Annotated in this window: 22 protein-coding genes; 16 read left to right on the top strand and 6 right to left on the bottom strand. The window is 63.2% G+C overall.

Annotation, left to right across the window (positions count from 1 at the left end; translation table 11 throughout):
• Positions 1-287 precede the first annotated feature (287 nt).
• The 16 genes from mraZ to lpxC all read left to right on the top strand — a co-directional run bounded on the left by mraZ (position 288) and on the right by lpxC (position 18,095).
• A complete protein-coding gene (gene mraZ / locus M5B96_RS21010) occupies positions 288-743 on the top strand; it encodes a division/cell wall cluster transcriptional repressor MraZ (RefSeq protein ID WP_100941295.1) in 456 nt (151 codons plus the stop codon).
• Positions 740-1,687, top strand: coding sequence for a 16S rRNA (cytosine(1402)-N(4))-methyltransferase RsmH (gene rsmH, locus M5B96_RS21015; RefSeq protein WP_412548630.1), 948 nt, complete (start codon positions 740-742; stop codon positions 1,685-1,687). Before mraZ ends, rsmH begins: the two co-directional genes overlap by 4 nt.
• Positions 1,684-1,977, top strand: coding sequence for a cell division protein FtsL (gene ftsL / locus M5B96_RS21020; protein ID WP_040070760.1), 294 nt, complete (start codon positions 1,684-1,686; stop codon positions 1,975-1,977). Before rsmH ends, ftsL begins: the two co-directional genes overlap by 4 nt.
• Positions 1,977-3,713: a peptidoglycan D,D-transpeptidase FtsI family protein gene (locus M5B96_RS21025; protein ID WP_248799021.1), complete on the top strand. Its 1,737-nt coding sequence runs from the start codon at positions 1,977-1,979 to the stop codon at positions 3,711-3,713. Before ftsL ends, M5B96_RS21025 begins: the two co-directional genes overlap by 1 nt.
• Complete coding sequence (locus M5B96_RS21030; RefSeq protein WP_248798922.1) at positions 3,713-5,176, top strand: UDP-N-acetylmuramoyl-L-alanyl-D-glutamate--2,6-diaminopimelate ligase; 1,464 nt, start codon at positions 3,713-3,715, stop codon at positions 5,174-5,176. The genes M5B96_RS21025 and M5B96_RS21030 overlap by 1 nt, the downstream gene beginning before the upstream one ends.
• A complete protein-coding gene (locus M5B96_RS21035) occupies positions 5,169-6,551 on the top strand; it encodes a UDP-N-acetylmuramoyl-tripeptide--D-alanyl-D-alanine ligase (RefSeq protein ID WP_248798924.1) in 1,383 nt (460 codons plus the stop codon). The genes M5B96_RS21030 and M5B96_RS21035 overlap by 8 nt, the downstream gene beginning before the upstream one ends.
• Positions 6,551-7,633 carry a phospho-N-acetylmuramoyl-pentapeptide-transferase gene (gene mraY, locus M5B96_RS21040; RefSeq protein ID WP_248798926.1) on the top strand — a complete coding sequence of 361 codons (1,083 nt, stop codon included), beginning with the start codon at positions 6,551-6,553 and terminating at the stop codon, positions 7,631-7,633. Before M5B96_RS21035 ends, mraY begins: the two co-directional genes overlap by 1 nt.
• Before the next feature lie 5 nt (positions 7,634-7,638).
• On the top strand, positions 7,639-8,985 hold the full coding sequence (murD, locus tag M5B96_RS21045; RefSeq protein WP_248798927.1) for a UDP-N-acetylmuramoyl-L-alanine--D-glutamate ligase: 1,347 nt from the start codon (positions 7,639-7,641) through the stop codon (positions 8,983-8,985).
• Positions 8,982-10,196, top strand: a complete 1,215-nt coding sequence (ftsW, locus tag M5B96_RS21050) for a putative lipid II flippase FtsW (protein ID WP_103494529.1) — start codon at positions 8,982-8,984, stop codon at positions 10,194-10,196. The genes murD and ftsW overlap by 4 nt, the downstream gene beginning before the upstream one ends.
• Complete coding sequence (murG, locus tag M5B96_RS21055; protein ID WP_248798928.1) at positions 10,186-11,256, top strand: undecaprenyldiphospho-muramoylpentapeptide beta-N-acetylglucosaminyltransferase; 1,071 nt, start codon at positions 10,186-10,188, stop codon at positions 11,254-11,256. Before ftsW ends, murG begins: the two co-directional genes overlap by 11 nt.
• Positions 11,249-12,703 carry a UDP-N-acetylmuramate--L-alanine ligase gene (gene murC, locus M5B96_RS21060; RefSeq protein ID WP_248798932.1) on the top strand — a complete coding sequence of 485 codons (1,455 nt, stop codon included), beginning with the start codon at positions 11,249-11,251 and terminating at the stop codon, positions 12,701-12,703. The genes murG and murC overlap by 8 nt, the downstream gene beginning before the upstream one ends.
• Positions 12,700-13,668, top strand: coding sequence for a D-alanine--D-alanine ligase (locus M5B96_RS21065; protein ID WP_248798933.1), 969 nt, complete (start codon positions 12,700-12,702; stop codon positions 13,666-13,668). The genes murC and M5B96_RS21065 overlap by 4 nt, the downstream gene beginning before the upstream one ends.
• Positions 13,669-13,672: 4 nt before the next feature.
• Positions 13,673-14,542: a cell division protein FtsQ/DivIB gene (locus M5B96_RS21070; protein WP_248798934.1), complete on the top strand. Its 870-nt coding sequence runs from the start codon at positions 13,673-13,675 to the stop codon at positions 14,540-14,542.
• 14 nt (positions 14,543-14,556) lie between these two features.
• Positions 14,557-15,822, top strand: coding sequence for a cell division protein FtsA (ftsA, locus tag M5B96_RS21075; RefSeq protein ID WP_248798936.1), 1,266 nt, complete (start codon positions 14,557-14,559; stop codon positions 15,820-15,822).
• A 55-nt stretch (positions 15,823-15,877) separates the two neighbouring features.
• Complete coding sequence (gene ftsZ, locus M5B96_RS21080; RefSeq protein ID WP_103494534.1) at positions 15,878-17,071, top strand: cell division protein FtsZ; 1,194 nt, start codon at positions 15,878-15,880, stop codon at positions 17,069-17,071.
• Positions 17,072-17,183: 112 nt separating this feature from the next.
• Positions 17,184-18,095: a UDP-3-O-acyl-N-acetylglucosamine deacetylase gene (lpxC, locus tag M5B96_RS21085; protein ID WP_040070738.1), complete on the top strand. Its 912-nt coding sequence runs from the start codon at positions 17,184-17,186 to the stop codon at positions 18,093-18,095.
• Positions 18,096-18,205: 110 nt separating this feature from the next.
• On the opposite strand, the gene M5B96_RS21090 is transcribed toward lpxC, so the two are convergent.
• The 6 genes from M5B96_RS21090 to M5B96_RS21115 all read right to left on the bottom strand — a co-directional run bounded on the left by M5B96_RS21090 (position 18,206) and on the right by M5B96_RS21115 (position 26,627).
• Positions 18,206-19,657, bottom strand: a complete 1,452-nt coding sequence (locus M5B96_RS21090; RefSeq protein ID WP_248799022.1) for a sensor domain-containing diguanylate cyclase — start codon at positions 19,655-19,657, stop codon at positions 18,206-18,208.
• A gap of 321 nt (positions 19,658-19,978) precedes the next feature.
• The gene (locus tag M5B96_RS21095; RefSeq protein WP_248798939.1) at positions 19,979-20,203 is read right to left on the bottom strand and encodes a hypothetical protein; all 225 of its coding nucleotides are present in this window, start codon (positions 20,201-20,203) and stop codon (positions 19,979-19,981) included.
• Between the two features lie 124 nt (positions 20,204-20,327).
• On the bottom strand, positions 20,328-21,692 hold the full coding sequence (locus M5B96_RS21100; RefSeq protein ID WP_248798942.1) for a heavy metal sensor histidine kinase: 1,365 nt from the start codon (positions 21,690-21,692) through the stop codon (positions 20,328-20,330).
• A complete protein-coding gene (locus M5B96_RS21105; protein WP_248798946.1) occupies positions 21,682-22,362 on the bottom strand; it encodes a heavy metal response regulator transcription factor in 681 nt (226 codons plus the stop codon). The genes M5B96_RS21100 and M5B96_RS21105 overlap by 11 nt, the downstream gene beginning before the upstream one ends.
• A gap of 9 nt (positions 22,363-22,371) precedes the next feature.
• Entirely contained in the window at positions 22,372-25,467 is a 3,096-nt protein-coding gene (locus M5B96_RS21110; protein ID WP_248798950.1) for a multidrug efflux RND transporter permease subunit, read from the bottom strand.
• Positions 25,464-26,627, bottom strand: a complete 1,164-nt coding sequence (locus M5B96_RS21115; RefSeq protein WP_248798953.1) for an efflux RND transporter periplasmic adaptor subunit — start codon at positions 26,625-26,627, stop codon at positions 25,464-25,466. Before M5B96_RS21115 ends, M5B96_RS21110 begins: the two co-directional genes overlap by 4 nt.
• Positions 26,628-26,887 lie beyond the last annotated feature (260 nt).

Genomic DNA, 26,887 nt, shown 5'->3' on the forward strand with positions numbered 1-26,887 from the left:
CGCTGGCAGAAGCGCATTTGTAATACCGAAAAAATCTTACTCTTCATAAATCACTTTAACTTCCACGCTCAAAATTCTGAGTGACTTGAAGTTCGTCTCCGGAAACACTCTCCCGATTGTCGAATTACCTCCTTTTATGCTCCTAAATCTCCGATCTGTAAGGCTTTTCCTTAAGACCGCGCCTTGACGGTGTGGTGGGCGCATTCCTATAGTGTGCGCAAGTGGAGAAAAGTGGCATGAAGTGGGTTTTTTTGACGTAAAACGCTAATATTTGGAGAAACGCAGCTGTGTTTCGCGGAGCCAACGCTATCAGTCTCGACGCAAAGGGCCGTCTCGCTATGCCGAGCCGGTACCGTGACGAGCTCGTTTCGCGTAGTTCCGGCCAGCTGATCGTGACCATTGATGCCGTGGACCCTTGCTTGTGCGTGTACCCGCTCGACGAGTGGGAGCTGATTGAAACCAAGCTGCGGGCGTTGCCGTCGTTGCGGGAAGAGAACCGTCGGTTGCAGCGTTTGCTGATTGGTAATGCCGTCGACCTCGAGCTCGATGGTAGCGGCCGTTTCCTGGTGCCGCCGCGCCTGCGCGAGTACGCGAAGCTGGACAAGCACGCGATGCTGGTGGGCCAACTGAACAAGTTTCAACTGTGGGACGAGGACGCCTGGAACGCTGTATCGGCAGCGGACCTGGCGGCTATTCAACAACCGGGCGCCATGCCTGATGAACTGCGTGATCTGATCCTGTGACTATTGATAGCGGCTTTAACCACATCACCGTACTGCTTGACGAAGCCGTCGAGGCTCTCGCCGTACGTCCTGATGGCTGCTATCTGGATGGCACCTTCGGCCGTGGCGGGCATAGCCGGCTGATTCTCAGCAAGCTCGGGCCGGGTGGCCGGCTCCTCGGATTCGACAAGGATCCACAGGCGATTGCCACCGGGCAAGCGCTAGCGGCCGAAGACGGCCGCTTTGTCGTTGTGCAGCGCAGCTTTGCCGAGCTCGGTGCGGAAATCGTCGAGCGCGACATGGCCGGCAAGGTCAACGGCATCCTGCTCGACCTCGGCGTGTCCTCGCCGCAGCTCGACGATCCGGAGCGCGGCTTCAGTTTCATGAACGACGGTCCGCTGGACATGCGCATGGACCCGTCCCGTGGCATCAGTGCTGCCGAGTTCATCGCCACCGCGCCGGTGGAAGAAATTGCCCGGGTGTTCAAGGAATACGGCGAGGAACGTTTCTCCGGGCGCATGGCCCGGGCCGTGGTCGAGCGTCGTGCAATCAAGCCTTTCGAGCGCACCGCCGACCTGGCCGAAGTGCTGAAGGTCGCCAACCCAGCCTGGGAAAAGGGCAAGAACCCGGCGACCCGTGCATTCCAGGGCCTGCGCATCCACGTCAACAACGAACTGGGCGACCTGGAAACCGGCCTCGAGGCGGCGCTTGACGCCCTGGAAGTCGGCGGCCGCCTGGTGGTGATCAGTTTCCATTCGCTGGAAGACCGCATCGTCAAGCTGTTCATGCGCCGCCTGGTCAAGGGTGAAAGCGACAACCTGCCGCGTAACCTGCCGGTCCGCCACCAGGCTTTCGAGCCGCGGATCAAAGTGCATGGCAAGGCCCGGTTCGCTTCCGAAGCGGAGCTCAAGGCCAACCCGCGTGCGCGCAGCGCCGTCATGCGCGTCGCGGAGAAGTTGCGGTGAGCAAGCTCTACGCCAAGCCACTTCCCGGCGGAAGCTTTTTCATGTTCCTGCTGTTTATCGCCGTGCTGGTCTCCGCCATCGGCGTGGCCTACAGCGCGCACTGGAATCGCCAGTTGCTCAACTCGCTCTACAACGAGCTGAGCGTGCGCGACAAGGCCCAGGCCGAATGGGGGCGCCTGATCCTCGAACAGAGCACCTGGACCGCCCACAGCCGGATCGAAACCCTGGCCACCGAACAGCTGAAGATGCGCATCCCCAGCCCATCCGAAGTCAGGATGGTGGCGCCATGATGAAACTCGAAGGCGCGCTCTATCCCTGGCGCTTCCGCGTGGTCCTCGGCGCGTTGGCGATCATGGTCGGCTATATCAGCTGGAAGATCGTCGACTTGCAGGTGATTGACCGGGCGTTCCTGATCGGCCAGGGCGATGCGCGGAGCATGCGGCATATCCCGATCCCGGCGCACCGTGGCCTGATCACCGACCGTAATGGCGAGCCCCTGGCCGTCAGTACCCCGGTGACCACGCTGTGGGCCAACGCCAAGGAAATGCAACTGGCCAAGGACCGTTGGCCGGCGCTGGCGATGGCGCTCGGGCAGGATCCGAAGCTGTTGACCGAACGCCTGGAGCAACAGGCCAATAAAGAATTCATCTACCTGGTCCGTGGCCTGACCCCGGAGCAGGGCCAGTCCGTGCTCGACCTCAAGGTCCCCGGCGTCTACGGCATCGAGGAGTTCCGGCGGTTTTATCCGGCCGGTGAAGTGGCGGCCCATATGGTCGGCTTTACCGACATCGACGACCACGGTCGCGAAGGGGTGGAGCTGGCCTACGACGAGTGGCTGGCCGGGGTGCCCGGCAAGCGACAGGTGATCAAGGACCGGCGCGGCCGGCTGATCAAGGATGTCCAGGTGACCAAAAACGCCAAGGCCGGCAAGCCCTTGGCGTTGTCCATTGACCTGCGCCTGCAATACCTGGCCAACCGCGAGTTGCGCAATGCCCTGGTGGAAAACGGCGCCAAGGCCGGCAGCCTGGTGATCATGGACGTGAAGACCGGCGAGATCCTCGCCATGGTCAACCAGCCGACCTACAACCCGAACAACCGGCGCAACCTGCAACCGGCGATGATGCGCAACCGCGCGATGATCGACGTGTTCGAGCCGGGTTCGACGATGAAGCCGATCTCCATGAGCGCGGCCCTGGAAACCGGACGCTGGAAGCCCAGCGACACGGTGGAGGTCTATCCGGGCACCCTGCAGTTGGGCAAGTACACCATTCGTGACGTGTCCAAGACCGAAGGTCCGGTGCTCGACCTGACCGGCATCCTGATCAACTCCAGTAACGTCGGCATGAGCAAGGTTGCCTTCGATATCGGTGGCGAAGCGATTTTCCGCGTGATGCAGAAAGTCGGCCTGGGCCAGGATACCGGCCTCGGCTTCCCCGGCGAGCGGGTCGGCAACCTGCCGAACTACCGCGAGTGGCGCAAGGCCGAGACCGCGACCCTGTCCTACGGCTACGGCCTGTCGGTGACCGCGATCCAGCTGGTGCACGCCTTCTCGGCGCTGGCCAACAACGGCAAGATCGTGCCGCTGACCCTGATCAAGTCCGACAAGATTCCCGACGGTACCCAGGTTATCCCGGAAAATGTCGCCAAGACCATGCAAGGTATGTTGCAACAAGTGATCGAGGCGCCGCGCGGTGTCTGGCGCGCGAAAGTCCCGGCCTATCACGTCGCCGGCAAGTCCGGTACGGCGCGCAAGACCTCGGTCGGCACCAAGGGTTATGAGGAAAACGCCTACCGTTCGCTGTTCGCCGGTTTCGGCCCGATGAGCGATCCGCGCTACGCCATCGTGGTGGTGATCGACGAGCCGAGCAAAGCCGGTTACTTCGGTGGCCTGGTCTCGGCACCGGTCTTCAGTAAAGTCATGTCCGGCACCCTGCGCCTGATGAACGTCATCCCCGACGACTTGCCGACAACGCCCCAACAGCAGGCCGTTGTCGCGCCTGCGCCGGTTAAAGGAGGGCGTGGTTAATGTCCCTGAGCCTGAACAAGATTTTTGCCCACGCCGGTCGCGATCTGCTGATTCGCGAGCTGGCGCTCGACAGTCGTAAAGTCCGTGCCGGCGACCTGTTCCTGGCGGTACCGGGCGCCAAGGTCGACGGTCGCAACCATATTGCCGACGCCTTGCAGCGTGGCGCCGCGGCGGTCGCCTATGAAGTCGAAGGCGCCACGGTGCTGCCGATTACCGATGTGCCGCTGATCCCGGTCAAGGGCCTGGCCGCGCAACTCTCCGATATCGCCGGGCGTTTCTACGGCGATCCGAGCCGTCACCTGAACCTGGTGGGGGTGACCGGGACCAATGGCAAGACCAGTGTCAGCCAGCTGATCGCCCAGGCGCTCGACCTGTTGGGCCAGCATTGCGGCATTCTCGGCACCCTCGGTACCGGTTTCCATGGTGCTCTGCAGGGCGGGGTGCTCACCACGCCGGACCCGATCGCGGTGCAGGCGAGCCTGGCCGACTTGAAGAAAGCCGGGGCCAAGGCCGTGGCCATGGAAGTGTCTTCCCACGGCCTGGAACAGGGCCGGGTGACCGCGCTGGCGTTCGACGTGGCGGTGTTTACCAACCTGTCCCGCGACCACCTGGACTACCACGGCACCATGCAGGCCTACGGCGCGGCGAAGGCCAAGCTGTTCGCCTGGGCCGACCTGAGCTGCCGGGTCATCAATATCGACGATGAGTTCGGTCGCCGGCTGGCGGCGGAAAAACACGAGTCGCGCCTGCTGACCTACAGCCAGGAAGACCCGAGTGCCTACCTGTATTGCCGCGACGCGCAATTCAGCGACGAAGGCGTACGCGCCACGCTGGTGACGCCGCAAGGCGAGCATCACCTGCGCGGCGCCCTGCTTGGACGCTTCAACCTGAGCAATCTGCTGGCGGCGGTCGGTGCCTTGCTGGGCCTGGATTACCCGCTGGATGAGATCCTGCGGGTGTTGCCGCAGCTCGACGGTCCGGCCGGCCGCATGCAACGCCTGGGGGGCGGTGCCCGGCCATTGGTGGTGGTCGACTACGCCCACACCCCGGATGCCCTGGAAAAAGTCCTGCTGGCCCTGCGTCCTCACGCCAAGGGCCAATTGCTCTGCCTGTTCGGCTGTGGCGGCGACCGCGATCGCGGCAAGCGCCCGCTGATGGCGGAAGTGGTCGAGCGCCTGGCCGACGTGGTGCTGGTCACCGATGACAATCCGCGTTCGGAAACCCCGGCGCGGATTTTCGAGGATATCCGCGCCGGCTTCGTCGCGGCGGACAAGGTCCGTTTTGTCGCCGGTCGTGGTGCGGCCATCGCCGAACTGATTGCCGCCGCCTCGGCCGGTGACGTGATCGTCCTGGCCGGTAAAGGTCATGAGGACTATCAGGAAATCAATGGCCAGCGCCATGCCTTCTCCGATCTGGTCGAGGCCACCAAGGCCCTGGACGCCTGGGAGGTCGCGCATGCTTGAAACGATGAAACTCAGCGAAGTGGCCAGTGCGTTGTCGGCGCGTCTGCTGACGGCCGATGCCAGCTTCAATGGCGTGAGCATCGACAGCCGGGCGATTCAGCCGGGCCAGTTGTTTGTCGCGCTGACCGGGCCGCGTTTCGACGGCCACGATTATCTCGCCGATGTCGCCGCCAAAGGCGCTGTCGCGGCGCTGGTCGAGCGTGAAGTGGCCGACAGCAAGCTGCCGCAGCTGTTGGTCGCCGACACTCGCTTGGCCCTGGGGCAGTTGGGCGCGTTGAATCGCGCCGCCTTTACCCGACCGGTGGCGGCCATTACCGGCTCCAGCGGCAAGACCACGGTCAAGGAACTGCTGGCCAGCATCCTGCGCACCCGTGGCCTGGTCCTGGCCACGCGCGGCAACCTGAACAATGACCTGGGTGTGCCGCTGACCCTGCTCGAACTGGCCCCGGAACACAGTGCCGCGGTTATCGAGCTGGGGGCTTCGCGCCTCGGTGAAATTGCCTACACCGTCGCCATGACCAAGCCCCAGGTGGCCGTACTGAACAATGCCGGAACCGCCCATGTCGGCGAGTTCGGTGGTCCCGAGAAGATCGTCGAGGCCAAGGGCGAGATCATTGAAGGACTGCCGGCCGATGGCGTGGCGGTGCTCAATCTGGACGACAAGGCTTTCGAACTCTGGAAAACCCGTGCCGCTGGTCGCAAAGTCCTGAGCTTTGCCCTGGAAAACAGCGCCGCCGATTTCCATGGCGGCCTGATCTCCCGTGATCCACGTGGCTGCCCAGGCTTCGAACTGCACAGTCCACTGGGCAGTGCGCGGGTGCAACTGAACCTGCTGGGCAGCCACAACGTGAGCAATGCCCTGGCCGCCGCGGCCGCCGCCCATGCCCTCGGTATTTCCCTGCCGGGCATCGTTGCCGGGTTGGAAGCGGTACAGCCGGTCAAGGGCCGTGCGGTGGCGCAATTGGCAATCAATGGCATTCGTGTCATTGACGACACCTACAACGCCAACCCTGCCTCAATCTGTGCCGCCGTTGATATACTTGCCGGCTTTTCCGGCCGCACCGTTCTGGTGCTCGGAGATATCGGCGAGTTGGGCGAGTGGGCGGAGCAAGGACATCGTGAAGTAGGCGCTTATGCCGCCGGCAAGGTTTCAGCGCTGTATGCGGTGGGACCGATGATGGTTCATGCCGTCAACGCCTTTGGCCCACATGCCCGTCATTTCGCCACCCAGGCCGATCTGATCGAGGCGCTGGGCGCCGAGCAAGAGACTGATACCACCATTTTGATCAAGGGTTCGCGCAGCGCTGCGATGGAAAACATCGTGGCGGCTTTGTGTGAGCCCGCTTCTGACGAACACAAGGGAGAGAAGCATTAATGCTGCTGCTGCTAGCGGAGTACCTGCAACAGTTCTACAAAGGCTTCGCGGTCTTTCAGTACCTGACCCTGCGCGGGATTCTCGGGGTGCTGACCGCGCTGTCTTTGTCGCTGTGCCTGGGTCCCTGGATGATCCGTACGTTGCAGAACCGTCAGATCGGCCAGGCCGTGCGTAACGATGGCCCGCAATCGCATCTGTCCAAGTCCGGTACGCCGACCATGGGCGGTGCCTTGATTCTCTCGGCCATCGGCATCAGCACCCTGCTTTGGGCCGACCTGCACAACCGTTATGTCTGGGTGGTGTTGTTGGTCACCCTGCTGTTCGGCGCCGTCGGCTGGGTCGACGATTACCGCAAGGTGATCGAGAAAAACTCCCGTGGCCTGCCGAGCCGCTGGAAATACTTCTGGCAATCGGTGTTCGGCCTCGGCGCGGCGATCTTCCTGTTCATGACCGCGCAAACCCCGGTGGAAACCACCCTGATCGTGCCGATGCTCAAGGATGTCAGCATCCCGTTGGGTGTCGGCTTCGTGGTCCTGACCTACTTCGTCATCGTCGGTTCGAGCAACGCGGTCAACCTGACCGACGGCCTCGACGGCCTGGCGATCATGCCGACGGTGATGGTCGGCGGCGCGCTGGGGATCTTCTGCTACCTGTCGGGTAACGTGAAGTTCGCCGAATACCTGCTGATTCCCTATGTCCCTGGCGCGGGCGAGTTGATTGTGTTCTGTGGCGCGCTGATCGGTGCCGGCCTCGGTTTCCTCTGGTTCAACACCTATCCGGCCCAGGTCTTCATGGGCGACGTCGGCGCACTGGCGCTGGGCGCGGCCCTGGGCACCATCGCGGTGATCGTGCGCCAGGAAATCGTCCTGTTCATCATGGGCGGGGTGTTCGTGATGGAAACCCTGTCGGTGGTGATCCAGGTCGCTTCCTTCAAATTGACTGGCCGCCGTGTGTTCCGCATGGCGCCGATCCACCACCACTTTGAACTCAAGGGTTGGCCCGAGCCACGGGTGATCGTCCGTTTCTGGATTATCACCGTGATCCTGGTGCTGGTCGGCCTTGCCACCCTGAAGCTGAGGTAGAACACGTGTCACTGATCGCTTCTGACCACTTCCGCATCGTTGTCGGCCTCGGCAAGAGCGGCATGTCCCTGGTTCGCTTCCTGGCGAACCGGGGCATTGCCTTTGCCGTGGCCGATACGCGGGACAATCCACCGGAGCTGGCCACGCTGCGTCGTGACTATCCGCAGGTGGAAGTGCGTTGTGGCGAGCTGGACGTCGAATTCCTCTGCCGTGCCGACGAGCTCTACGTGAGTCCCGGCCTGGCCCTGGCGACTCCGGCCCTGCAAGCCGCCGCCGCGCGTGGCGTGAAGCTGTCCGGCGATATCGAGCTGTTCGCGCGCCACGCGAAGGCGCCGATTGTCGCCATCAGCGGTTCCAACGCGAAAAGCACCGTTACCACCCTGGTGGGCGAGATGGCCGCGGCGGCCGGCAAGCGCGTCGCCGTCGGCGGCAACCTCGGCACCCCGGCGCTGGACCTGCTCAGCGACGACGTCGAGCTGTACGTGATGGAGTTGTCGAGCTTCCAGTTGGAAACCACCGACCACCTCGGTGCCGAAGTGGCCACCGTGCTCAATGTCAGCGAAGACCATATGGACCGCTACAGCGGCCTGCCGGCCTATCACCTGGCCAAGCACCGGATCTTCCGTGGTGCCAGGCAGGTGGTGGTCAACCGCCAGGACGCCTTGTCCCGGCCGCTGATGAGCGAGGGCCTGCCATGCTGGACCTTTGGCCTCGGCAAACCGGATTTCAAGGGTTTCGGCCTGCGCGAAGAGAACGGCGAGAAATACCTGGCCTTCGAATTCCAGAACCTGATGCCGGTGAGCGAGTTGCGCATTCGCGGCGCCCACAACCAGGCCAATGCCCTGGCGGCCCTGGCCCTGGGCCATGCGGTCGGGCTGCCGTTCGACGCGATGCTCTCGAGCCTGCGTACTTTCGCCGGTCTCGAGCATCGTTGTCAGTGGGTGCGTGAGTTGAATGGCGTGAGCTACTACAACGACTCCAAGGCCACCAATGTCGGTGCGGCCCTGGCCGCCATCGAAGGCCTCGGCGCCGACATTACCGGCAAGCTGGTGCTGATCGCCGGTGGCGACGGCAAGGGCGCGGACTTCAGCGGCCTGCGCGGCCCGGTCGCGAGCCACTGCCGTGCGGTGGTGTTGCTCGGCCGCGATGCCGAGCTGCTGGCCCAGGCCCTGGGTGACGCGGTACCGCTGGTTCGCGTGCAGAGCCTGAACGAGGCCGTGCAGCGCTGTGCCGAACTGGCCGAGCCGGGTGATGCGGTGCTGTTGTCGCCGGCCTGTGCCAGTTTCGACATGTTCAAGAACTATGAAGAACGCGGACGCCTGTTCGCCCAGGCCGTGGAGGGGTTGGTATGAATTTCAACATCATCAAACCCTATCCTTCGCCGATTATCAGCGGGCGCGGCGTCGACGTTGACTTTCCGATGCTGGCCGGCGCCCTGGGGCTGCTGGGGCTGGGCCTGGTCATGATCACCTCGGCGTCGTCGGAAGTTGCCGCCGTGCAGTCGGGCAACGCGCTGTACCACATGATTCGCCACCTGATCTACATGGTCATCGGCCTGGGGGCCTGCATCGCCACCATGATGGTGCCGATCGCCACCTGGCAGCGCATGGGCTTCATGATGCTGGTCGGCGCCTTCGGCCTGCTGGTCATGGTGCTGCTACCGGGCATCGGCCGCGAGGTGAACGGTTCGATGCGCTGGATCGGTTTCAGCTTCTTCAACGTGCAGCCCTCGGAAATCGCCAAGGTCTTCGTGGTGATCTACCTCGCCGGTTACCTGGTGCGGCGGCAGAAGGAAGTCCGCGAAAGCTGGATGGGCTTCTTCAAGCCGTTCATCGTGTTGCTGCCGATGGCCGGGCTGTTGCTGATGGAGCCGGATTTCGGCGCCACCGTGGTAATGATGGGCGCGGCGGCAGCCATGCTGTTCCTCGGCGGGGTCGGGCTATTGCGCTTCGGCCTGATGGTCATGCTCGCGGTGGTGGCGGTGGTGGTGCTGATCAAGGCGCAACCCTACCGGATGGCGCGCTTGACCACCTTTACCGACCCCTGGGCCGACCAGTTCGGCTCCGGCTACCAGTTGACCCAGGCGCTGATCGCCTTCGGTCGCGGCGAATGGCTGGGCGTGGGCCTGGGCAACAGCGTGCAGAAACAATTCTACCTGCCCGAAGCGCATACCGACTTCGTGTTCTCGGTACTGGCCGAAGAGCTGGGTGCGGTGGGTTCGCTGCTCACGGTCGCGCTGTTCGTCTTCGTCAGCGTGCGGGCCATGTACATCGGCCTGTGGGCGGAAAAGGCCAAGCAGTTCTTTGCCGCCTATATGGCCTACGGCCTGGCCTTCCTCTGGATCGGTCAATTCCTGATCAATATCGGCGTGAACGTCGGCCTGTTGCCGACCAAGGGCCTGACCCTGCCGTTCCTCAGTTACGGCGGTAGTTCGTTGGTGATCTGCTGTGCCCAGCTCGGCTTGTTGCTGCGCATCGAGTGGGAGAGTCGAACCCATCTGGGCAGTGAAGAGATGGAGTTCGATGAAAGTGACTTCGCCGAGGAGTCACCCCATGGCCGATAAAGTGCTGATCATGGCCGGCGGCACCGGCGGGCACGTGTTCCCGGCACTGGCCTGCGCGCGCGAGTTCCAGGCGCGCGGTTACGAGGTGCACTGGTTGGGCACGCCGCGGGGGATCGAAAACGACCTGGTGCCGGGCGCCGGCCTGCCGTTGCACCTGATCCAGGTCACGGGCCTGCGGGGCAAGGGCAAGCTCTCGCTGCTCAAGGCGCCGTTCGTCCTGCTCAAGGCGGTGTGGCAGGCGCGCAAGGTCATGCGTGAACTGAAGCCGGTCTGCGTGCTGGGCTTTGGCGGTTACGTGACCGGTCCCGGCGGCGTGGCCGCGCGGATGGCCGGTATCCCGGTGATCGTTCACGAACAGAACGCCGTGGCGGGTACCGCCAATCGGCTGCTGGTGCCCTTGGCGACCCGGGTCTGCGAAGCTTTCCCGAATACCTTCGGCGCTTCGAGCAAACGGCGGACCACCGGCAACCCGGTGCGCAGCGAACTGTTCCTGGAAACGCCGCGCCAGGACCTCGCCGGACGCCGCGCGCGCCTGCTGATCCTGGGCGGCAGCCTGGGGGCCGAACCGTTGAACAAGCTGTTGCCCGAAGCCCTGGCGCAAGTGCCGGCCGAGTACCGCCCGGAAGTGTTCCACCAGGCTGGGCGCAATCACGACGAAATCACCGCCGAACGCTACCAGGCGGTCGGCGTCGAGGCGCAAGTAGCGCCCTTTATCAAAGACATGGCCCAAGCCTATGGCTGGGCCGACCTGGTGGTCTGCCGCGCTGGCGCCTTGACCGTCAGTGAACTGGCCGCCGCCGGTCTGCCGTCGTTGCTGGTGCCCTTGCCCCATGCAATCGACGATCACCAGACCCGCAATGCCGAATATCTGGCCGGGGAGGGCGCTGCCTTCCTGCTGCCGCAAAGAACGACTGGCGCCGCCGACCTGGCGGCTCGCCTGACAGAGGTTTTGATGCAACCGCAACGATTGAACAGCATGGCGCGCACTGCCCGCCGCCTGGCCAAGCCAGATGCCACCCGCACCGTGGTCGAGATCTGCCTGGAGGTGGCCCATGGTTGAAAGTCAGAAAGCCATGCCGCAACCGGAAATGCGCCGTATCCGCCGTATCCACTTCGTCGGTATCGGTGGCGTGGGCATGTGCGGTATCGCCGAAGTATTGTTGAACCTGGGCTATGAAGTGTCCGGCTCCGACCTCAAGACTTCGCCGGTGACCGAGCGCCTGGAATCCTTCGGTGCGCACATCTTTATCGGCCATCGTGCCGAGAACGCCGCCAACGCTGATGTGCTGGTAGTGTCGAGTGCGGTGAACAAGTCCAACCCGGAAGTCGCCACCGCCCTGGAGCGGCGTATTCCGGTGGTGCCGCGTGCCGAGATGCTCGCCGAGCTGATGCGCTATCGCCACGGCATCGCCGTCGCCGGTACCCACGGCAAGACCACCACCACCAGCCTGATCGCCTCGGTGTTCGCCGCCGGCGGCCTCGATCCGACCTTTGTCATCGGTGGCCGCTTGAATGCCGCGGGCACCAATGCCCAGCTCGGCACCAGCCGCTACCTGATCGCCGAAGCCGATGAAAGCGACGCCAGCTTCCTGCACCTGCAACCGCTGGTCGCGGTGGTCACCAACATCGACGCCGACCATATGGACACCTATGAAGGCGACTTCAACAAACTGAAGAAAACCTTCGTCGAGTTCCTCCACAACCTGCCGTTCTACGGTCTGGCCGTGGTCTGCCTGGATGATCCGGTGGTCCGCGAAATCCTCCCGCAGATCGCCCGTCCGACCCTGACCTACGGGGTTCACGAAGACGCCGACGTGCGCGCGATCAACATTCGCCAGGCCGGCATGCAGACCCACTTCACCGTACTGCGTCGCGACCGCGAGCCGCTGAACGTGTCGGTGAACATGCCCGGCAACCACAACGTGCTCAACTCCCTGGCGACCATCGCCATCGCCAGCGACGAGGGCATCAGCGATGAAGCCATTGTCCAGGGCCTGTCGGGTTTCCAGGGTGTCGGCCGACGCTTCCAGGTCTACGGCGAACTGCCGGTGGACGGTGGCAGTGTGATGCTGGTGGACGACTACGGTCACCATCCGACCGAAGTCGCGGCGGTGATCAAGGCCGTCCGTGGCGGCTGGCCGGAGCGCCGCCTGGTGATGGTCTACCAGCCACACCGCTACACCCGGACCCGTGACCTGTACGACGATTTCGTCCAAGTGCTGGCCGACGCCAATGTCCTGCTGCTGATGGAAGTCTATCCGGCCGGCGAGGAAGCGATTCCGGGCGCCGACAGCCGTCAGCTGTGCCGCAGCATTCGCCAGCGCGGCCAGCTCGACCCGATCTATATCGAGCGCGGCGTGGAACTGGCTCCGCTGGTCAAGCCGCTGTTGCTGCCCGGCGACATCCTGCTCTGCCAGGGGGCCGGCGATATCGGTGGCCTGGCCCCGCAATTGCTCAAGAGCCCGCTGTTCGCCAGTGCCGTTGCCGGCGAAGGGGAATCGAAATGAGCGCTGCCTACGCCAACCTGTTCTCGACCGTCGAGCCGCAAGCCTTCGGCCGCGTCGCCGTGCTGTTCGGCGGCAAGAGCGCCGAGCGCGAGGTGTCGTTGAAGTCCGGCAACGCGGTGCTCGAAGCGCTGCTAAGCGCTGGTGTCGACGCCTTCGGCATCGATGTGGGCGATGATCTCCTGCAACGTCTGCTCAACGAAAAGATCGACCGCGCTTTTATCATCCTGCACGGTCGCGGCGGTGAAGACGGCAGCATGCAAGGCTTGCTCGAATGCCTGGGGATTCCCTACACCGGCAGCGGCATCCTCGCCTCGGCCCTGGCCATGGACAAGCTGCGGACCAAGCAGGTCTGGCACAGCCTGGGGATTCCGACACCGCGTCACGCCGTGTTGAGTTCCGCGGCCGATTGTATTTCCGCCGGCGCGGAACTGGGTTTCCCTTTGATCGTCAAACCTGCTCATGAAGGCTCCAGTATTGGGATGGCCAAGGTGAGCAGCGTCGATGAACTGATCGTCGCCTGGAAAGCCGCCGCTACCTACGATTCGCAAGTGTTGGTCGAACAGTGGATTCAAGGTCCTGAGTTCACCATCGCCACCCTGCGCGACCAGATCCTGCCGCCGATTGCCCTCGGCACCCCGCATTCTTTCTACGACTACGACGCCAAGTACCTGGCTTCCGATACCCAGTATCGGATTCCCTGCGGCCTCGATAGCACCAAGGAAAAACAACTGATGGACCTCACGGCCAAGGCCTGTGAGGCACTCGGTATCGCCGGTTGGGGCCGGGCCGACGTGATGCAGGACGCCGACGGGCAATTCTGGTTCCTGGAAGTCAACACCGCGCCGGGCATGACTGACCACAGTCTGGTCCCCATGGCCGCGCGGGCCGCTGGCCTGGATTTCCAGCAGTTGGTACTGGCGATCCTGGCGGCAAGCTATGCCAGTAACATAGGGACGCGAGGTTAAGACCATGCACGGCGCATCGATTCGTCATCAGCCACCCGCCCCCGGCCGTAACAAGCCGGTGCCGCGGGGTGCCAGCCGGATGGTGGCTAAAGAGCCGATGTCGGTGCGCCTGCCGAAAGCCAATTTCGGTTTTGTGAAGAGCCTGATGTGGCCGGTGCTGCTGGTGGCCCTGGGTTTCGCTACCTATGAAGGTGCCCAGCGCCTGTTGCCCTATGCCGATCGGCCGATCAGCAAGATCAACGTGCAGGGCGACCTCAGCTACATCAGCCAGCAGGCGGTGCAGCAGCGGATCGCGCCGTACGTCGCGTCGAGCTTCTTCACCATCGACCTGGCGAGCATGCGCACTGAGCTTGAGACCATGCCGTGGATCGCCCACGCCGAGGTCCGGCGCGTGTGGCCGGACCAGGTGGTGATCCGCCTGGAAGAGCAATTGCCGGTGGCCCGTTGGGGCGACGGGGCGTTGTTGAACAACCAGGGCCAGGCGTTCGCGCCACGGGAACTGGCGAACTACGAGCATCTGCCGCAGTTGTTCGGTCCCCAGCGGGCCCAGCAGCAGGTGATGCAGCAGTATCAGGTGTTGAGTCAGATGCTGCGCCCGTTGGGTTTCTCGATTGCCCGGCTGGAGCTGCGTGAGCGCGGCAGTTGGTTCCTGACCACCGGTGCGGGCAGTGCGGGGCCGGGAATCGAGCTGTTGTTGGGCCGCGACCATCTGGTCGAGAAGATGCGCCGCTTCATTGCCATTTATGAAAAAACGCTGAAAGAACAGATTACGAACATTGCCAGCATCGATCTGCGCTATTCCAACGGCCTGGCCGTCGGATGGCGGGAACCTGTGGCGCCCGTGACGGCCAAACCCGCCGTTGCGAAGAATTAAGAAGAGGCAGGACCATGGCAAACGTGCAAAGCGGCAAAATGATCGTCGGGCTGGATATCGGTACCTCCAAGGTGGTGGCGCTGGTGGGCGAGGTCGCGGCCGATGGCACGCTGGAAATCGTCGGTATCGGCACCCATCCTTCGCGCGGCCTGAAGAAGGGCGTGGTGGTGAATATCGAGTCCACCGTGCAGTCGATCCAGCGCGCGGTAGAAGAAGCGCAACTGATGGCCGGTTGCCGGATCCACTCGGCGTTCGTCGGCGTGGCGGGCAATCACATCCGCAGCCTGAACTCCCACGGCATCGTCGCGATCCGCGATCGCGAAGTCAGCGCGGCGGACCTCGAGCGCGTGCTCGATGCGGCCCAGGCCGTGGCGATCCCGGCGGACCAGCGGGTCCTGCACACCCTGCCGCAGGACTACGTGATCGACAACCAGGAAGGCGTTCGCGAGCCCCTGGGCATGTCCGGCGTACGCCTGGAAGCCAAGGTCCACGTGGTCACCTGCGCGGTGAACGCGGCACAGAACATCGAGAAGTGCGTGCGTCGCTGCGGCCTGGAAATCGACGACATCATTCTTGAGCAACTGGCTTCGGCCTACTCGGTGCTGACCGACGACGAGAAAGAACTGGGCGTGTGCCTGGTGGACATCGGCGGCGGCACCACCGACATCGCGATCTTCACCGAAGGCGCGATCCGCCACACCGCGGTGATCCCGATTGCCGGCGACCAGGTGACCAACGACATCGCCATGGCATTGCGCACCCCGACCCAGTACGCCGAAGAGATCAAGATCCGCTACGCCTGTGCCCTGGCGAAACTGGCCGGTGCCGGTGAAACCATCAAGGTCCCGAGCGTCGGCGACCGTCCGCCGCGCGAGCTGTCGCGCCAGGCCCTGGCCGAAGTGGTCGAGCCGCGCTACGACGAACTGTTCACCCTGATCCAGGCCGAACTGCGGCGCAGCGGCTACGAGGACCTGATCCCGGCCGGCATCGTGCTGACCGGCGGTACCTCGAAGATGGAAGGCGCGGTCGAACTGGCCGAAGAGATTTTCCACATGCCGGTGCGCCTGGGCGTGCCGCATACCGTCAAAGGGCTGTCGGACGTGATCCGCAACCCGATCTATTCAACTGGGGTAGGGCTGTTGCTGTACGGGCTGCAAAAGCAGTCGGACGGCATTTCCCTGTCCGGCTACAACGGCGGCAACAGAAACGACTATCGCGATGAAGAACAGAAAGCACCTGTACTGGAGCGTTTGAAGCGCTGGGTCCAGGGCAACTTTTAAAGTTTCAAAGCAGTAGAAGTAGGCGAAAAAACTAGAGAATGAAAGGAGAGGGAACATGTTCGAACTCGTAGACAACGTCCCACAAAGTCCGGTAATCAAGGTTATCGGCGTAGGCGGTGGTGGCGGCAACGCCGTTAACCATATGGTCAAGAGCAACATTGAAGGCGTCGAGTTCATCTGCGCCAACACCGATGCCCAGGCCCTGAAGAACATTGGCGCGCGGACTATCCTGCAACTGGGTACCGGCGTGACCAAGGGCCTGGGTGCCGGCGCCAATCCGGAAGTCGGTCGTCAGGCCGCGCTGGAAGATCGCGAGCGCATCGCCGAAGTGCTGCAAGGCACCAACATGGTGTTCATCACCACCGGCATGGGTGGCGGTACCGGTACCGGCGCGGCCCCGATCATTGCCGAAGTGGCGAAGGAAATGGGCATCCTCACCGTTGCGGTGGTGACCCGTCCGTTCCCGTTCGAAGGCCGCAAACGCATGCAGATCGCCGATGAAGGCATCCGCGCGCTGAGCGAAAGCGTCGACTCGTTGATCACCATTCCCAACGAGAAGCTGCTGACCATCCTGGGTAAGGACGCCAGCCTGCTGTCGGCTTTCGCCAAGGCTGACGATGTACTCGCCGGTGCCGTTCGCGGTATCTCCGACATCATCAAGCGTCCGGGCATGATCAACGTCGACTTCGCCGACGTGCGTACCGTGATGAGCGAAATGGGCATGGCGATGATGGGTACTGGCTGCGCCAGCGGTCCCAACCGTGCACGTGAAGCGACCGAGGCGGCGATCCGCAACCCGCTGCTGGAAGACGTCAACCTGCAAGGCGCGCGTGGCATCCTGGTGAACATCACCGCCGGTCCTGACCTGTCCCTGGGTGAGTACTCCGACGTGGGTAGCATCATCGAAGCCTTCGCGTCCGAGCACGCCATGGTCAAGGTCGGTACCGTTATCGATCCGGACATGCGCGACGAGCTGCACGTGACCGTGGTTGCCACCGGCCTGGGCGCGCGTATCGAGAAGCCTGTGAAGGTCATCGACAACACCCTGCAGACCAGCCAGTCGGCTGCCGCCCAGACGCAAGCGCCATCGCGTCAGGAACTGCCGTCGGTGAACTACCGTGACCTGGACCGTCCGACCGTCATGCGCAACCAGGCCCAGGCCGGTGCCGCGACTGCCGCGAAGATGAACCCGCAAGACGACCTGGACTATCTGGATATCCCGGCTTTCCTGCGTCGCCAGGCTGATTGATGGAATGTATCAGGAGTATTAGGGTGATTGGTGTTCAGCAAAGGCCTGGTCTGCTATCATCGCCAGCCTTTGTTGATACCTGTTCGCAATTTGCGCTGAAGCGGCCCATGCCATGATTAAACAACGCACCCTGAAAAATATTATCCGTGCTACAGGTGTCGGCCTGCACTCCGGTGAGAAGGTCTACCTGACCCTCAAGCCCGCGCCTGTGGACACCGGTATCGTGTTTTGTCGTGCTGACCTCGACCCTGTGGTGCAGATTCCTGCTCGCGCGGAAAATGTTGGTGAAACCACGATGTCGACCACGTTGGTCAACGGTGACGTCAAGGTGGACACGGTGGAGCACTTGCTCTCGGCCATGGCCGGCCTGGGCATCGATAACGCCTACGTCGAGCTCTCCGCGTCCGAAGTCCCGATCATGGATGGTAGCGCTGGACCCTTCGTATTCCTGATTCAATCTGCCGGCCTGGAAGAACAGGACGCAGCCAAGAAGTTCATCCGCATCCTGCGTGAAGTCACAGTGGAAGACGGCGACAAGCGCGCCACTTTCGTGCCTTTCGAAGGTTTCAAGGTGAGCTTTGAGATCGATTTCGATCACCCGGTGTTCCGTGACCGCATCCAGAGTGCCAGCGTGGATTTTTCCAGCACTTCGTTCGTAAAAGAAGTCAGCCGCGCCCGGACCTTTGGTTTCATGAGTGATATCGAGTACCTGCGCAAGCACAACCTCGCACTCGGCGGTAGCGTGGAAAACGCCATCGTGGTGGATTCGGACGGTGTACTGAACGAAGACGGCCTTCGTTACGAAGACGAATTCGTCAAGCACAAGATCCTCGACGCAATCGGTGACCTCTACCTGCTGGGCAATAGCCTGATTGGTGAGTTCAAAGGCTTCAAGTCCGGTCACGCCCTGAACAACCAGCTTCTGCGTAAGCTCATCGAGCAGAAAGATGCCTGGGAAGTGGTGACCTTCGAAGACGCCAGCACCGCGCCGATCTCTTACATGCGTCCCGTTGCGGCCGTGTAACGACTCTCTCCTTTTGTTGTATTTGAAAGCCGCCCTCGGGCGGCTTTTTTTATTCCTGTCCCCCCTGTAGGAGCAAGCTCGCTCCTATAGGGGGGCAATAGGCCTGCTTCCTACAGCCGGTTGGCGCTGGCGTGCACCGCACGGTCGCGGCCGTCGTGCTTGGCCTGGTACAGCGCCTGATCGGCGCGGCGCAGCAGTTGCTCCAGCGTGCCTTCGCCAGGCGGGAGTGCGGTGCTGGCACCGATGCTGACGGTGATCGGCCGGCGGTCGCCCTTGAAGGGTGTCAGCGCGGCCATGGCGGCCCTGATCTTTTGTGCCAGGATCATTGCTCCATGCTCATCGGTTTCCGGCAACACCACGGCAAACTCTTCACCGCCATAACGCGCCGCCATGTCGCCAGGGCGCCGGATGTTTTCGCTGATCACCCGCGCCAGCTGGCGCAAGGCCTGGTCACCGATCGGATGACCATGGCGGTCGTTGAAGGCCTTGAAGTGATCGGCATCGATCATCAGCAGCGACAGTGCCTTGCCGGCGCGCTGCGCCCGTGCCCATTCGAGCGCCAGGCTCTGATCCAGCGCCCGGCGATTGGCCAAGCCGGTCAGCGAATCGGTGGCGGCCAGTTGGGCCAATTCCTGCTCGGCCCGTTGACGTCGGCGCAGCTCCCGGGCCAACAGCCAACTGAGCCAGAGCAGGCCGATACAGAGCACGCTGGTGGCCAGGCCGATCAGGCGTGTCGTGCGCCTCCAGGCGCCATAGACCTCGTCGCTGGACTGGGCCACCACCACGACCAGCGGCAGCGTTCCCACTTGGGAAAAGGTATAGAGCCGCTCATTGCCATCGAGCTCCGAGGTGGAACTGAAGCTGCCATTGCCTTGTTTGAGCATGCGGATGAAGTTGGGGTAGCTGCTGAAATCCCGGCCGATCAGATCTTCGGGCAGCGGTGTTTGCCGGGACAGCAGCGTGCCGTCGGTACTGACCAGGCTGATGGAGCCGCCTTTGCCGACGCTCAGGTTCATGAACAGTTCGTCGAAGTAACTCAGGCGCATCCCGGCGGCGGCCACCCCGAGGAACTGGCCTTCCGGGGATGTCACCCGCCGGCTGAAACTGATCAGCCAGGGATAAGGGGCCCGACGGGACTTGAACGGGTGGCTGATCATCAGGCTCGGGTCCGGGTCGCTCTCGTGGGACCGGAAATACTCGCGATCAGAAAAATTCTCGGCCCGCGGGATCACCGATTGGGAGTCGGCGAGCACATTGCCCAGGCGGTCGAGCAACAGGATATCGCCTTTGTGCGAGGTGCTCGAAGCCCGGTCGAACAGGGCGAGATGACGGACCTCGGGGGGGACGGTCAGCAGGTCCTGGCGTTGCGAGGCCTGGATCAGACCCTGTACCGCCAGGTCGTAGAGCTCGATGTTGCGCAATACATCGGCGTCGATCAGTTGCACGATATTGCTCGCCGAGCGCGCGGCGGCTTCGGTGGCGCTGCCGCGCTCACGGATCAGCAGAAAGGTCACGATGGCAAGAATGGCGGCGACCGTCAGCCCGCTGACCAGGGTCAACAGGATTTGCGGCTTGGCGGACTTTGCCGGGGAGTGGGGAATGGTGGCACGCTCGATCGTAGGGTTTATTGGCGCATGTATAAGGCCCACGCAAGAAAAAGGCCAGTCTCAGGCGACTGGTCTTTTCCGTGCCCTTCCTGGAAAGCCTTGATCGGGGCGACCGTGGGCCGTGAGCCGTTGGGGCGGGCGCTGGTCGGGCGGGGTGGGCGATCATTGCGATCTGGGTAACGAATAAAAAAAGCCGCTGTTTCAGCGGCTTTAAAACATTCGATCCCAGTGTAGAGCGCTGGACGAATGTTGAGGGAAAATATTCGGAAGGACAGCTCAGCTGTCTTTGCCGCTGTCGGACTGGCCGAGGCTGGCGGAGGGGGGCTGCTCGGAACTGCCGTGTTGTGTCTTGGCGCTCATCTCGGCCTGGTTCTGCTGGAAGGCAGCGGCGCGGGCGGCCTGTTGGGCAACAAAAGTTTGTGATTCCTCGGCCAGGGCCAGGGGCGACAACAACAAGGTGGACAGGGCAAAAACGCTGGCCATACCCAGGGTGGTAGACATTTTCAGGACCTTCTTGCGGGGCAAGTGCTGTGTGGTGCGCGCACAGTAAAGGTCTTGGCCGGTGGGAAAAAGCACCGGAGGGGATAATAACCGTTACCAAACCGGTAACAGTGGTTCCGGCGCTTCAGGCCGGCAGGTAGAGGCCAAAGGTATTGATCCCGTCGTGACTGCGCACGAACACATCGCCGCCATGCATCAGCGCGATGGCCTTGACGATTGCCAGCCCCAGTCCGTGGTTGGCGCCGCTGTTGCTGCGCGAGGCATCGACCCGGTAGAAACGTTCGAACAGCCGGGAAAGATGCTCCGCGGCAATGGCTTCGCCAGGGTTGGACACGGCGATCGCGACTTGCTCGCCCTGGCGCTCGATACGCACCACGATCACCTGGCCTGGCGCGGTGTGCTGCACCGCATTGCTCAGCAGGTTGATCAGTGCCCGGCGCAGGTGGGCAATCTCGATCTGTACCTGGGCATCGCCGCTGACCCGCACCTGGACCTGGGCGTCTTCGAGAATGAAATCCAGATAGTCCAGGGTGGTCGCGACCTCGCCGGCCAGCGAGGTGCTGATCAGCTTGGTGGCCTTGCTGCCCTGGTCGGCACTGGCCAGGAACAGCATGTCGTTGATGATCGAGCGCAGGCGCTCGAGCTCTTCGAGGTTCGATTGCAGGACCTCGAAATAGTGCTCGGCCGAGCGCCCGCGGGTCAGGGCCACCTGGGTCTGGCCGATCAGGTTGGTCAGCGGCGAGCGCAGCTCATGGGCGACGTCGGCGTTGAACGATTCCAGTCGCGAATAGGCCTGCTCGACGCGCTCCAGGGTCGAGTTGAAGGAGTTGACGAACTGGCTGAGCTCCGGTGGTAGCGGCGACAGTTGCAGGCGCCCGGACAGTCGTGGCGGGGCCAGTTTCTGTGCCTCCTCCGAGAGCTTGATCAAGGGCTTCAGGCCGATCCGCGCGACCCAGTAACCCAACGCGGAAGCCAGGGCGATACCGAGGATGGCCAGGCCGATCAGGGCGATCAGCAGATGGTGCTGGGTCTGCCGGAAGGTTTCGGTGTCGATGGCGATCAGGAACTTCAGCGCTGGACGCTGTTCCTTGGCCGGCAGGGTGTTGAGCAGCACCTTGAACGGGTAGGCATGCCCGGGCCAGCGCAAGTCGCGCATGCCCCGAGGGCCTTCGGCGAAGGCACGGATCCGCGCGTCGGGGGCGCCGTACTCGTAGTTCGCATCGCTGCTGACCACCCAGAAGCGAATGCGCTTGTCCTCTTCGCCCAACTGCTTGAGCTTGGCGCTGACCTTGGCCCAGTGGTCCAGGTTGCCGAAGCGGTTGAGGGACGACTCGAGCACGCTGTAGCGCGCCTCCAGTTCAGCCTCCGGCAGCAGGCCGAGGCCCTTGTCCACCTGCTGGTACAAGGCCCAGCCGATCACCAGGAACACCAGCAGTGCCACGCCGCTGAACAGGCCGCTCAGGCGCAGGGCGATGCTGTTAGTCGACACCGCGACTCTCCAGTACATAACCCATGCCGCGAATGGTGTGCAGCAGTTTCTGTTCGAACGGCCCGTCGAGCTTGGCCCGCAGGCGCTTGATCGCGACTTCGACGACGTTGGCGTCGCTGTCGAAATTGATGTCCCAGACCATCTCGGCAATGGCGGTCTTGGAGAGGATTTCGCCCTGGCGCCGGGCCAGCACGCTGAGCAGCGAGAACTCCTTGGCGGTCAGGTCCAGGCGCACGCCGGCACGGCTGGCCTTGCGGCTGATCAGGTCGACCCAGAGGTCGGCGACACTGATCTGCACCGGCTCGTGGCCACCGCCGCTGCGCCGGGTCAGGGCCTGCAGGCGGGCCACCAGTTCGAGGAAGGAAAAGGGTTTGCCCAGGTAGTCGTCGGCGCCCTCGCGCAGGCCGCGAATCCGGTCTTCGACGCGCTCGCGGGCGGTGAGCATGATCACCGGGGTCTGCTTGCGCGCGCGTAGCGCCTTGAGCACGCCGAAGCCGTCCAGCTCCGGCAGCATCACGTCGAGGATGATCACCGCATAGTCGCTTTCCAGGGCCAGGTGCAGGCCGCCGACGCCATCGCGGGCGAGGTCCACGGTATAGCCCTGTTCGCTCAGGCCGCGATGCAGGTAATCGGCGGTTTTTTCTTCGTCTTCGATAATCAGGACGCGCATGGACCGGTCTCAGAGAGTGATCGCCGGCGTGGGCGCCGGGGTTGGCCGATGAAAGAGCCGTTCAAGCCACAAGTATATGACGGGGGTAGTGAACAGCGTCAGCGCCTGGCTCACCAGCAGGCCGCCGACCACGGCGATCCCCAGGGGCTGGCGCAATTCGGCACCGGTACCGTGGCCGAGCATCAGCGGCAGGGCGCCGAGCAGGGCGGCCAGGGTGGTCATGATGATCGGCCGGAACCGGGTGATACAGGCCTTGTAGATCGCGTCCTGTGGCGATAGCCCGCCACGCTGGGCCTCCAGGGCGAAGTCGATCATCAGGATGCCGTTCTTCTTGACGATGCCGATCAGCAGCACCAGGCCGATCAAGGCCATGATCGAGAAGTCCTGGCCGAGCAGCCACAACATGATCAGCGCGCCGAGACCGGCGGAGGGCAGGGTCGAAATGATCGTCAGCGGGTGCACGAAACTTTCATAGAGCACCCCGAGGATGATGTAGACCGCCACCAGTGCCGCGAGGATCAGCCATGGCTGGCTCGCCAGGGAGCTCTGGAAGGCCTGGGCCGCGCCCTGGAAGCTGCCGCTGATGGACGCCGGCATGCCGATCTCGTTCTTCGCCTGGTTGAGCTGCAGCACCGCATCGCCCAGGGCCACGCCGGGCGTCAGGTTGAATGACAGGTTGGCGGCCGGGAACATGCCGTCGTGGGCGATGGACAATGGACCGCTGGTGGGCACGTCGAAGCGCGCCAGGGCCGAGAGCGGGACCATCTCGCCGGTCAGCGGCGAGCGCAGGTAGAAGTAGTTCAGGCTTTCGGCCTTGCCGCGCTGGGCGGCATCCAGTTCGAGGATCACGTTGTACTGGTTGGTCTCGGTCTGGTACTCGTTGATCTGGCGCTGGCCGAAGGCGTCGTAGAGGGCTTCGTCGACGTCGCTGGCGGTCAGGCCGAAACGCGCGGCGGCGCTGCGGTCGATGTTGATATGGGTGATGCTGCCGCCGGTTTGCAGGTCGTTGGACAGATCTCGAAAGGCCGGATAGGTGCGCAGTTTTTCCGTCAGGCGCTGGGTCCAGGTATTGAGCGTATCGCCGTCATTGCTCTTGACCACGTACTGATACTGGGCCCGGCTCGGGCCGGAACTGAGGTTGATGTCCTGGCCCGCCCGCAGGTAGAGGACGATGCCGGGAATCTTCATCAATTGCGGACGAATGCGGTCGATGAATGCACTGGCCGAGACGTCCCGCTGGTCCTGTGGCTTGAGGGCGATCCAGAAGCGGCCGTTGGCGATGGTCTGGTTGCTGCCTGACACCCCGACCGAGTGGGAGAAGGCCTGCACCGCCGGGTCGGCGGCGACGATCTCGGCCAGGGCCTTGTGCTTGGCCACCATGTCATTGAAGGAAACGTCGGCGGCGGCCTCGGTGGTGCCGAGGACGAAGCCGGTGTCCTGGATCGGGAAGAAACCCTTGGGAATGAACACGTAGCCGGCGATGGCCAGGCACAGGGTCACGCAGAACAACCCGAACATGGTTTTCTGGTGCGCCAGTGCGCGCCGCAGGCCACGCTCGTAGACGGCCAGCAGGCGTTCGCCGAAGCCGGGTTTCGAGTGTTCGTGATGTACTGGCGCGCGCATGAACAGCGCGGCCAGGGTCGGGGCCAGGGTCAGCGAGACCACCACCGAAATCAGGATGGTCGAGGTCGCGGTCAGGGCGAATTCCTTGAACAGCCGGCCGACCACGCCACCCATGAACAGCAGCGGGATGAACGCGGCGATCAGCGAGAAGCTGATGGATACCACGGTAAAGCCGATTTCCCCGGCGCCCTTGATTGCCGCTTCACGCATGCCGTCACCGGCCTCGAGATGACGGTGGATGTTTTCCACCACGACAATCGCGTCGTCGACCACAAAGCCCACGGCGATGACGATCGCTACCAGGGTCAGGTTGTTCAGACTGAAGCCCATCACATACATCAGGGCAAAGCTGGCCACCAGGGACACGCCGAGCACCGAAGAAACGATCAGGGTCGCCGACAACTGGCGCAGGAATAGCGCCATTACCGCCACCACCAGCAGGATGGCGATCAGCAGGGTCATTTCCACTTCGTGCAGCGAGGCGCGGATGGTCTGGGTCCGGTCGATCAGTACCTTGACCTGCACCGAGGCCGGCAGCATGGCTTCGAGGCCCGGCAGGGCGGCCTGGATACGGTCCACGGTTTCGACGATGTTGGCCCCCGGTTGGCGGGAGATCACCAGGTTCACCCCGGGTTCGTCACCGGACCAGGCTTGTACATAGGCGTCCTCGGAACCGCGGATGACCCGGGCGACATCCTTGAGCTGGACCGGTGCGCCATTCTTGTAGGAGACGATCAACTGCTCGTATTCCTCCGGCTGGAACAACTGGTCGTTGGTCGACAGCGTGGAGATGCTCGACTTGCCGTACAGCGCGCCCTTGGCCAGGTTGAGGCTGGTCTGCTGGATCGCCTGGCGGATGTCGGCCAGGGTCAGGCCGATGGCCGCCAGCTTGTCCGCCGAGGCCTGGACCCGGATGGCCGGGCGCTGCTGGCCGGTGATGTTGATCTGGCCGACGCCGTCGATCTGGCTGAGCTGGCGGGCCAACAGGGTTTCGGCGTAGTCGCTGAGTTCGGTGCCGGGCATCTGGCTGGAGCTGACACTGAGGATCAGCACCGGGCTGTCGGCCGGGTTGACCTTGCGCCAGGTCGGCAGGGTCGGCATGTCCTTGGGCAGTTTGCCCGAGGCGGTGTTGATCGCCGCCTGGACTTCCTGGGCGGCGGTGTCGATGCTTTTACTGAGGGTGAATTGCAGCGTCAGGGTGGTGGTGCCCAGGGCGCTGCTGGAGGTCATCTGGGTCATGCCGGGGATGGCGCTGAATTGCACCTCCAGCGGCGTGGCAACCGACGACGCCATGGTTTGCGGGCTGGCGCCGGGGAGCTGGGCGGAGACCTGGATGGTCGGGAATTCGGCTTCCGGCAGCGGCGCCAGGGGCAGGCGCGGGAAAGCGATCAAACCGAGCAGCACCAGGGCGAAGGTCAGCAGGATGGTCGCCACCGGGTGGTCGATGCACCAGGCCGAAACGCCGCGACTTTCCTTGATCATGGCTTGGACTCCAGGGTGGCCTGGCGGTCAGCCAGTTTCGCCTGGCCCTGGACTTCGATCCGCGAGTTCGGCTTGAGCCGCGACTGACCGTCGCTGACCAGCACATCGCCGGCCTGCACTCCGCTGATGATGTTCAGGTCGCTGTCCTGGTAGGCCATCTGCACCGGTACCACTTCCACGCCGTTGCCTTTGACCCGATAGACGAAATAGTTGTCCAGGCCACGCTGGACCACCACCGGCGGCACCACCAGGGCGCCGCGCTCCAGGGCGGTCTGGATCTTGATGTTCACCAACTGGCCGGGCCAGAGTTTCTGGCCCTTGTTGCTGAATTCGGCCTTGGCCTTGATGGTCCCGGTGCCCGCCGCGACCTGGTTGTCGATCAGGGTCAGGTGGCCTTCGCCCAGCAGCAGGCCGCTATGCCCGTCGTCGCCGAGGAAGGCGCTGACCGGTGCCGGCAGAGAGCTGGAGAGCAAGCCTTGCAAGGTCGGCAGCATTTGCTGGGGCAGGGAGAACTCCACGGCGATCGGGTCGATCTGGGTCACCGAGAACAGGCCCTGGGCATCGCTCATGCGCAGGAAGTTGCCTTCGTCCACGGCACGAATGCCGACTCTGCCTGTGACCGGCGAGCGGATCTGGGTATAGGACAACTGGACCTGGGCCGCGCTAATCGCTGCCTGGTTGCCTTGGGCGGTGGCCTTCAATTGATTGACCAGCGCTTGTTGCTGGTCGTAGGTCTGCTTGGAAATACCGTTATCGACCGTGAGCAATTTGTAGCGCTTGAGGTCGACTTCCGCCACCTGCAACTGCGCCTGGCTTTGCGCCAGTTGGGCCTTGGCCTGCGCCAGGCTGGCCTGGATCGAGCGGTCATCGAGGGTTGCCAGCAGGTCGCCTTCCTTGACCAGTTGCCCTTCCTTGACCAGCAATTTGGTGAGGATGCCGTCGATCTGCGGGCGGATCACCACACTGTGCAACGACAGCACCGAGCCGATACCGCTGACATAACGCGGCACATCCTGCTGGATCACGCTGACCACCTTGACCGGCACAGTGATGTTGGCGCTGGGCTTGGCCTGGGGCGCGCGGGTCAGGGTCCAGGTCGCGGCGGCGGCCACGATGACCACCAGGCCAAGGATCAACGCGGTTTTCTTCGGGATACGCATGCTGTCGGGACGCCGGGACAAAGGGATAGGAAGGTGAATGCTGGCAGAACAGTAGCTCCTTTATAACCCCCCAACCGGGTCAGCAAGGTGACGGCTACCTGACAGGGCTGTCAGAAAACTGTCCGGTTTATAACACGCCGGGTTATTAAAGCGCCTATCACTTTGGCCGATAAGGTTAAAGAGTCTTATGGACAGAAAAACACTCGTGACATGTCCTACGGATAATTCTTTGGTTGCTGGTGGAGTGGCGTTTGCTGATC

Origin of the sequence: Pseudomonas sp. MWU13-2105, assembly GCF_023242315.1 — a bacterium.
Lineage (GTDB): Bacteria > Pseudomonadota > Gammaproteobacteria > Pseudomonadales > Pseudomonadaceae > Aquipseudomonas.

Bases quoted from the DNA above. Each gene is read 5' to 3' on its own strand.
- M5B96_RS21025 (WP_248799021.1), top strand. From the start codon at position 1,977: ATGAAACTCGAAGGCGCGCTCTATCCCTGGCGCTTCCGCGTGGTCCTC.
- M5B96_RS21030 (WP_248798922.1), top strand. From the start codon at position 3,713: ATGTCCCTGAGCCTGAACAAGATTTTTGCCCACGCCGGTCGCGATCTG.
- M5B96_RS21035 (WP_248798924.1), top strand. From the start codon at position 5,169: ATGCTTGAAACGATGAAACTCAGCGAAGTGGCCAGTGCGTTGTCGGCG.
- mraY (WP_248798926.1), top strand. From the start codon at position 6,551: ATGCTGCTGCTGCTAGCGGAGTACCTGCAACAGTTCTACAAAGGCTTC.
- ftsW (WP_103494529.1), top strand. From the start codon at position 8,982: ATGAATTTCAACATCATCAAACCCTATCCTTCGCCGATTATCAGCGGG.
- murG (WP_248798928.1), top strand. From the start codon at position 10,186: ATGGCCGATAAAGTGCTGATCATGGCCGGCGGCACCGGCGGGCACGTG.
- murC (WP_248798932.1), top strand. From the start codon at position 11,249: ATGGTTGAAAGTCAGAAAGCCATGCCGCAACCGGAAATGCGCCGTATC.
- M5B96_RS21065 (WP_248798933.1), top strand. From the start codon at position 12,700: ATGAGCGCTGCCTACGCCAACCTGTTCTCGACCGTCGAGCCGCAAGCC.
- M5B96_RS21070 (WP_248798934.1), top strand. From the start codon at position 13,673: ATGCACGGCGCATCGATTCGTCATCAGCCACCCGCCCCCGGCCGTAAC.
- ftsA (WP_248798936.1), top strand. From the start codon at position 14,557: ATGGCAAACGTGCAAAGCGGCAAAATGATCGTCGGGCTGGATATCGGT.
- ftsZ (WP_103494534.1), top strand. From the start codon at position 15,878: ATGTTCGAACTCGTAGACAACGTCCCACAAAGTCCGGTAATCAAGGTT.
- lpxC (WP_040070738.1), top strand. From the start codon at position 17,184: ATGATTAAACAACGCACCCTGAAAAATATTATCCGTGCTACAGGTGTC.
- M5B96_RS21095 (WP_248798939.1), bottom strand. From the start codon at position 20,203: ATGTCTACCACCCTGGGTATGGCCAGCGTTTTTGCCCTGTCCACCTTG.
- M5B96_RS21105 (WP_248798946.1), bottom strand. From the start codon at position 22,362: ATGCGCGTCCTGATTATCGAAGACGAAGAAAAAACCGCCGATTACCTG.
- M5B96_RS21110 (WP_248798950.1), bottom strand. From the start codon at position 25,467: ATGATCAAGGAAAGTCGCGGCGTTTCGGCCTGGTGCATCGACCACCCG.
- M5B96_RS21115 (WP_248798953.1), bottom strand. From the start codon at position 26,627: ATGCGTATCCCGAAGAAAACCGCGTTGATCCTTGGCCTGGTGGTCATC.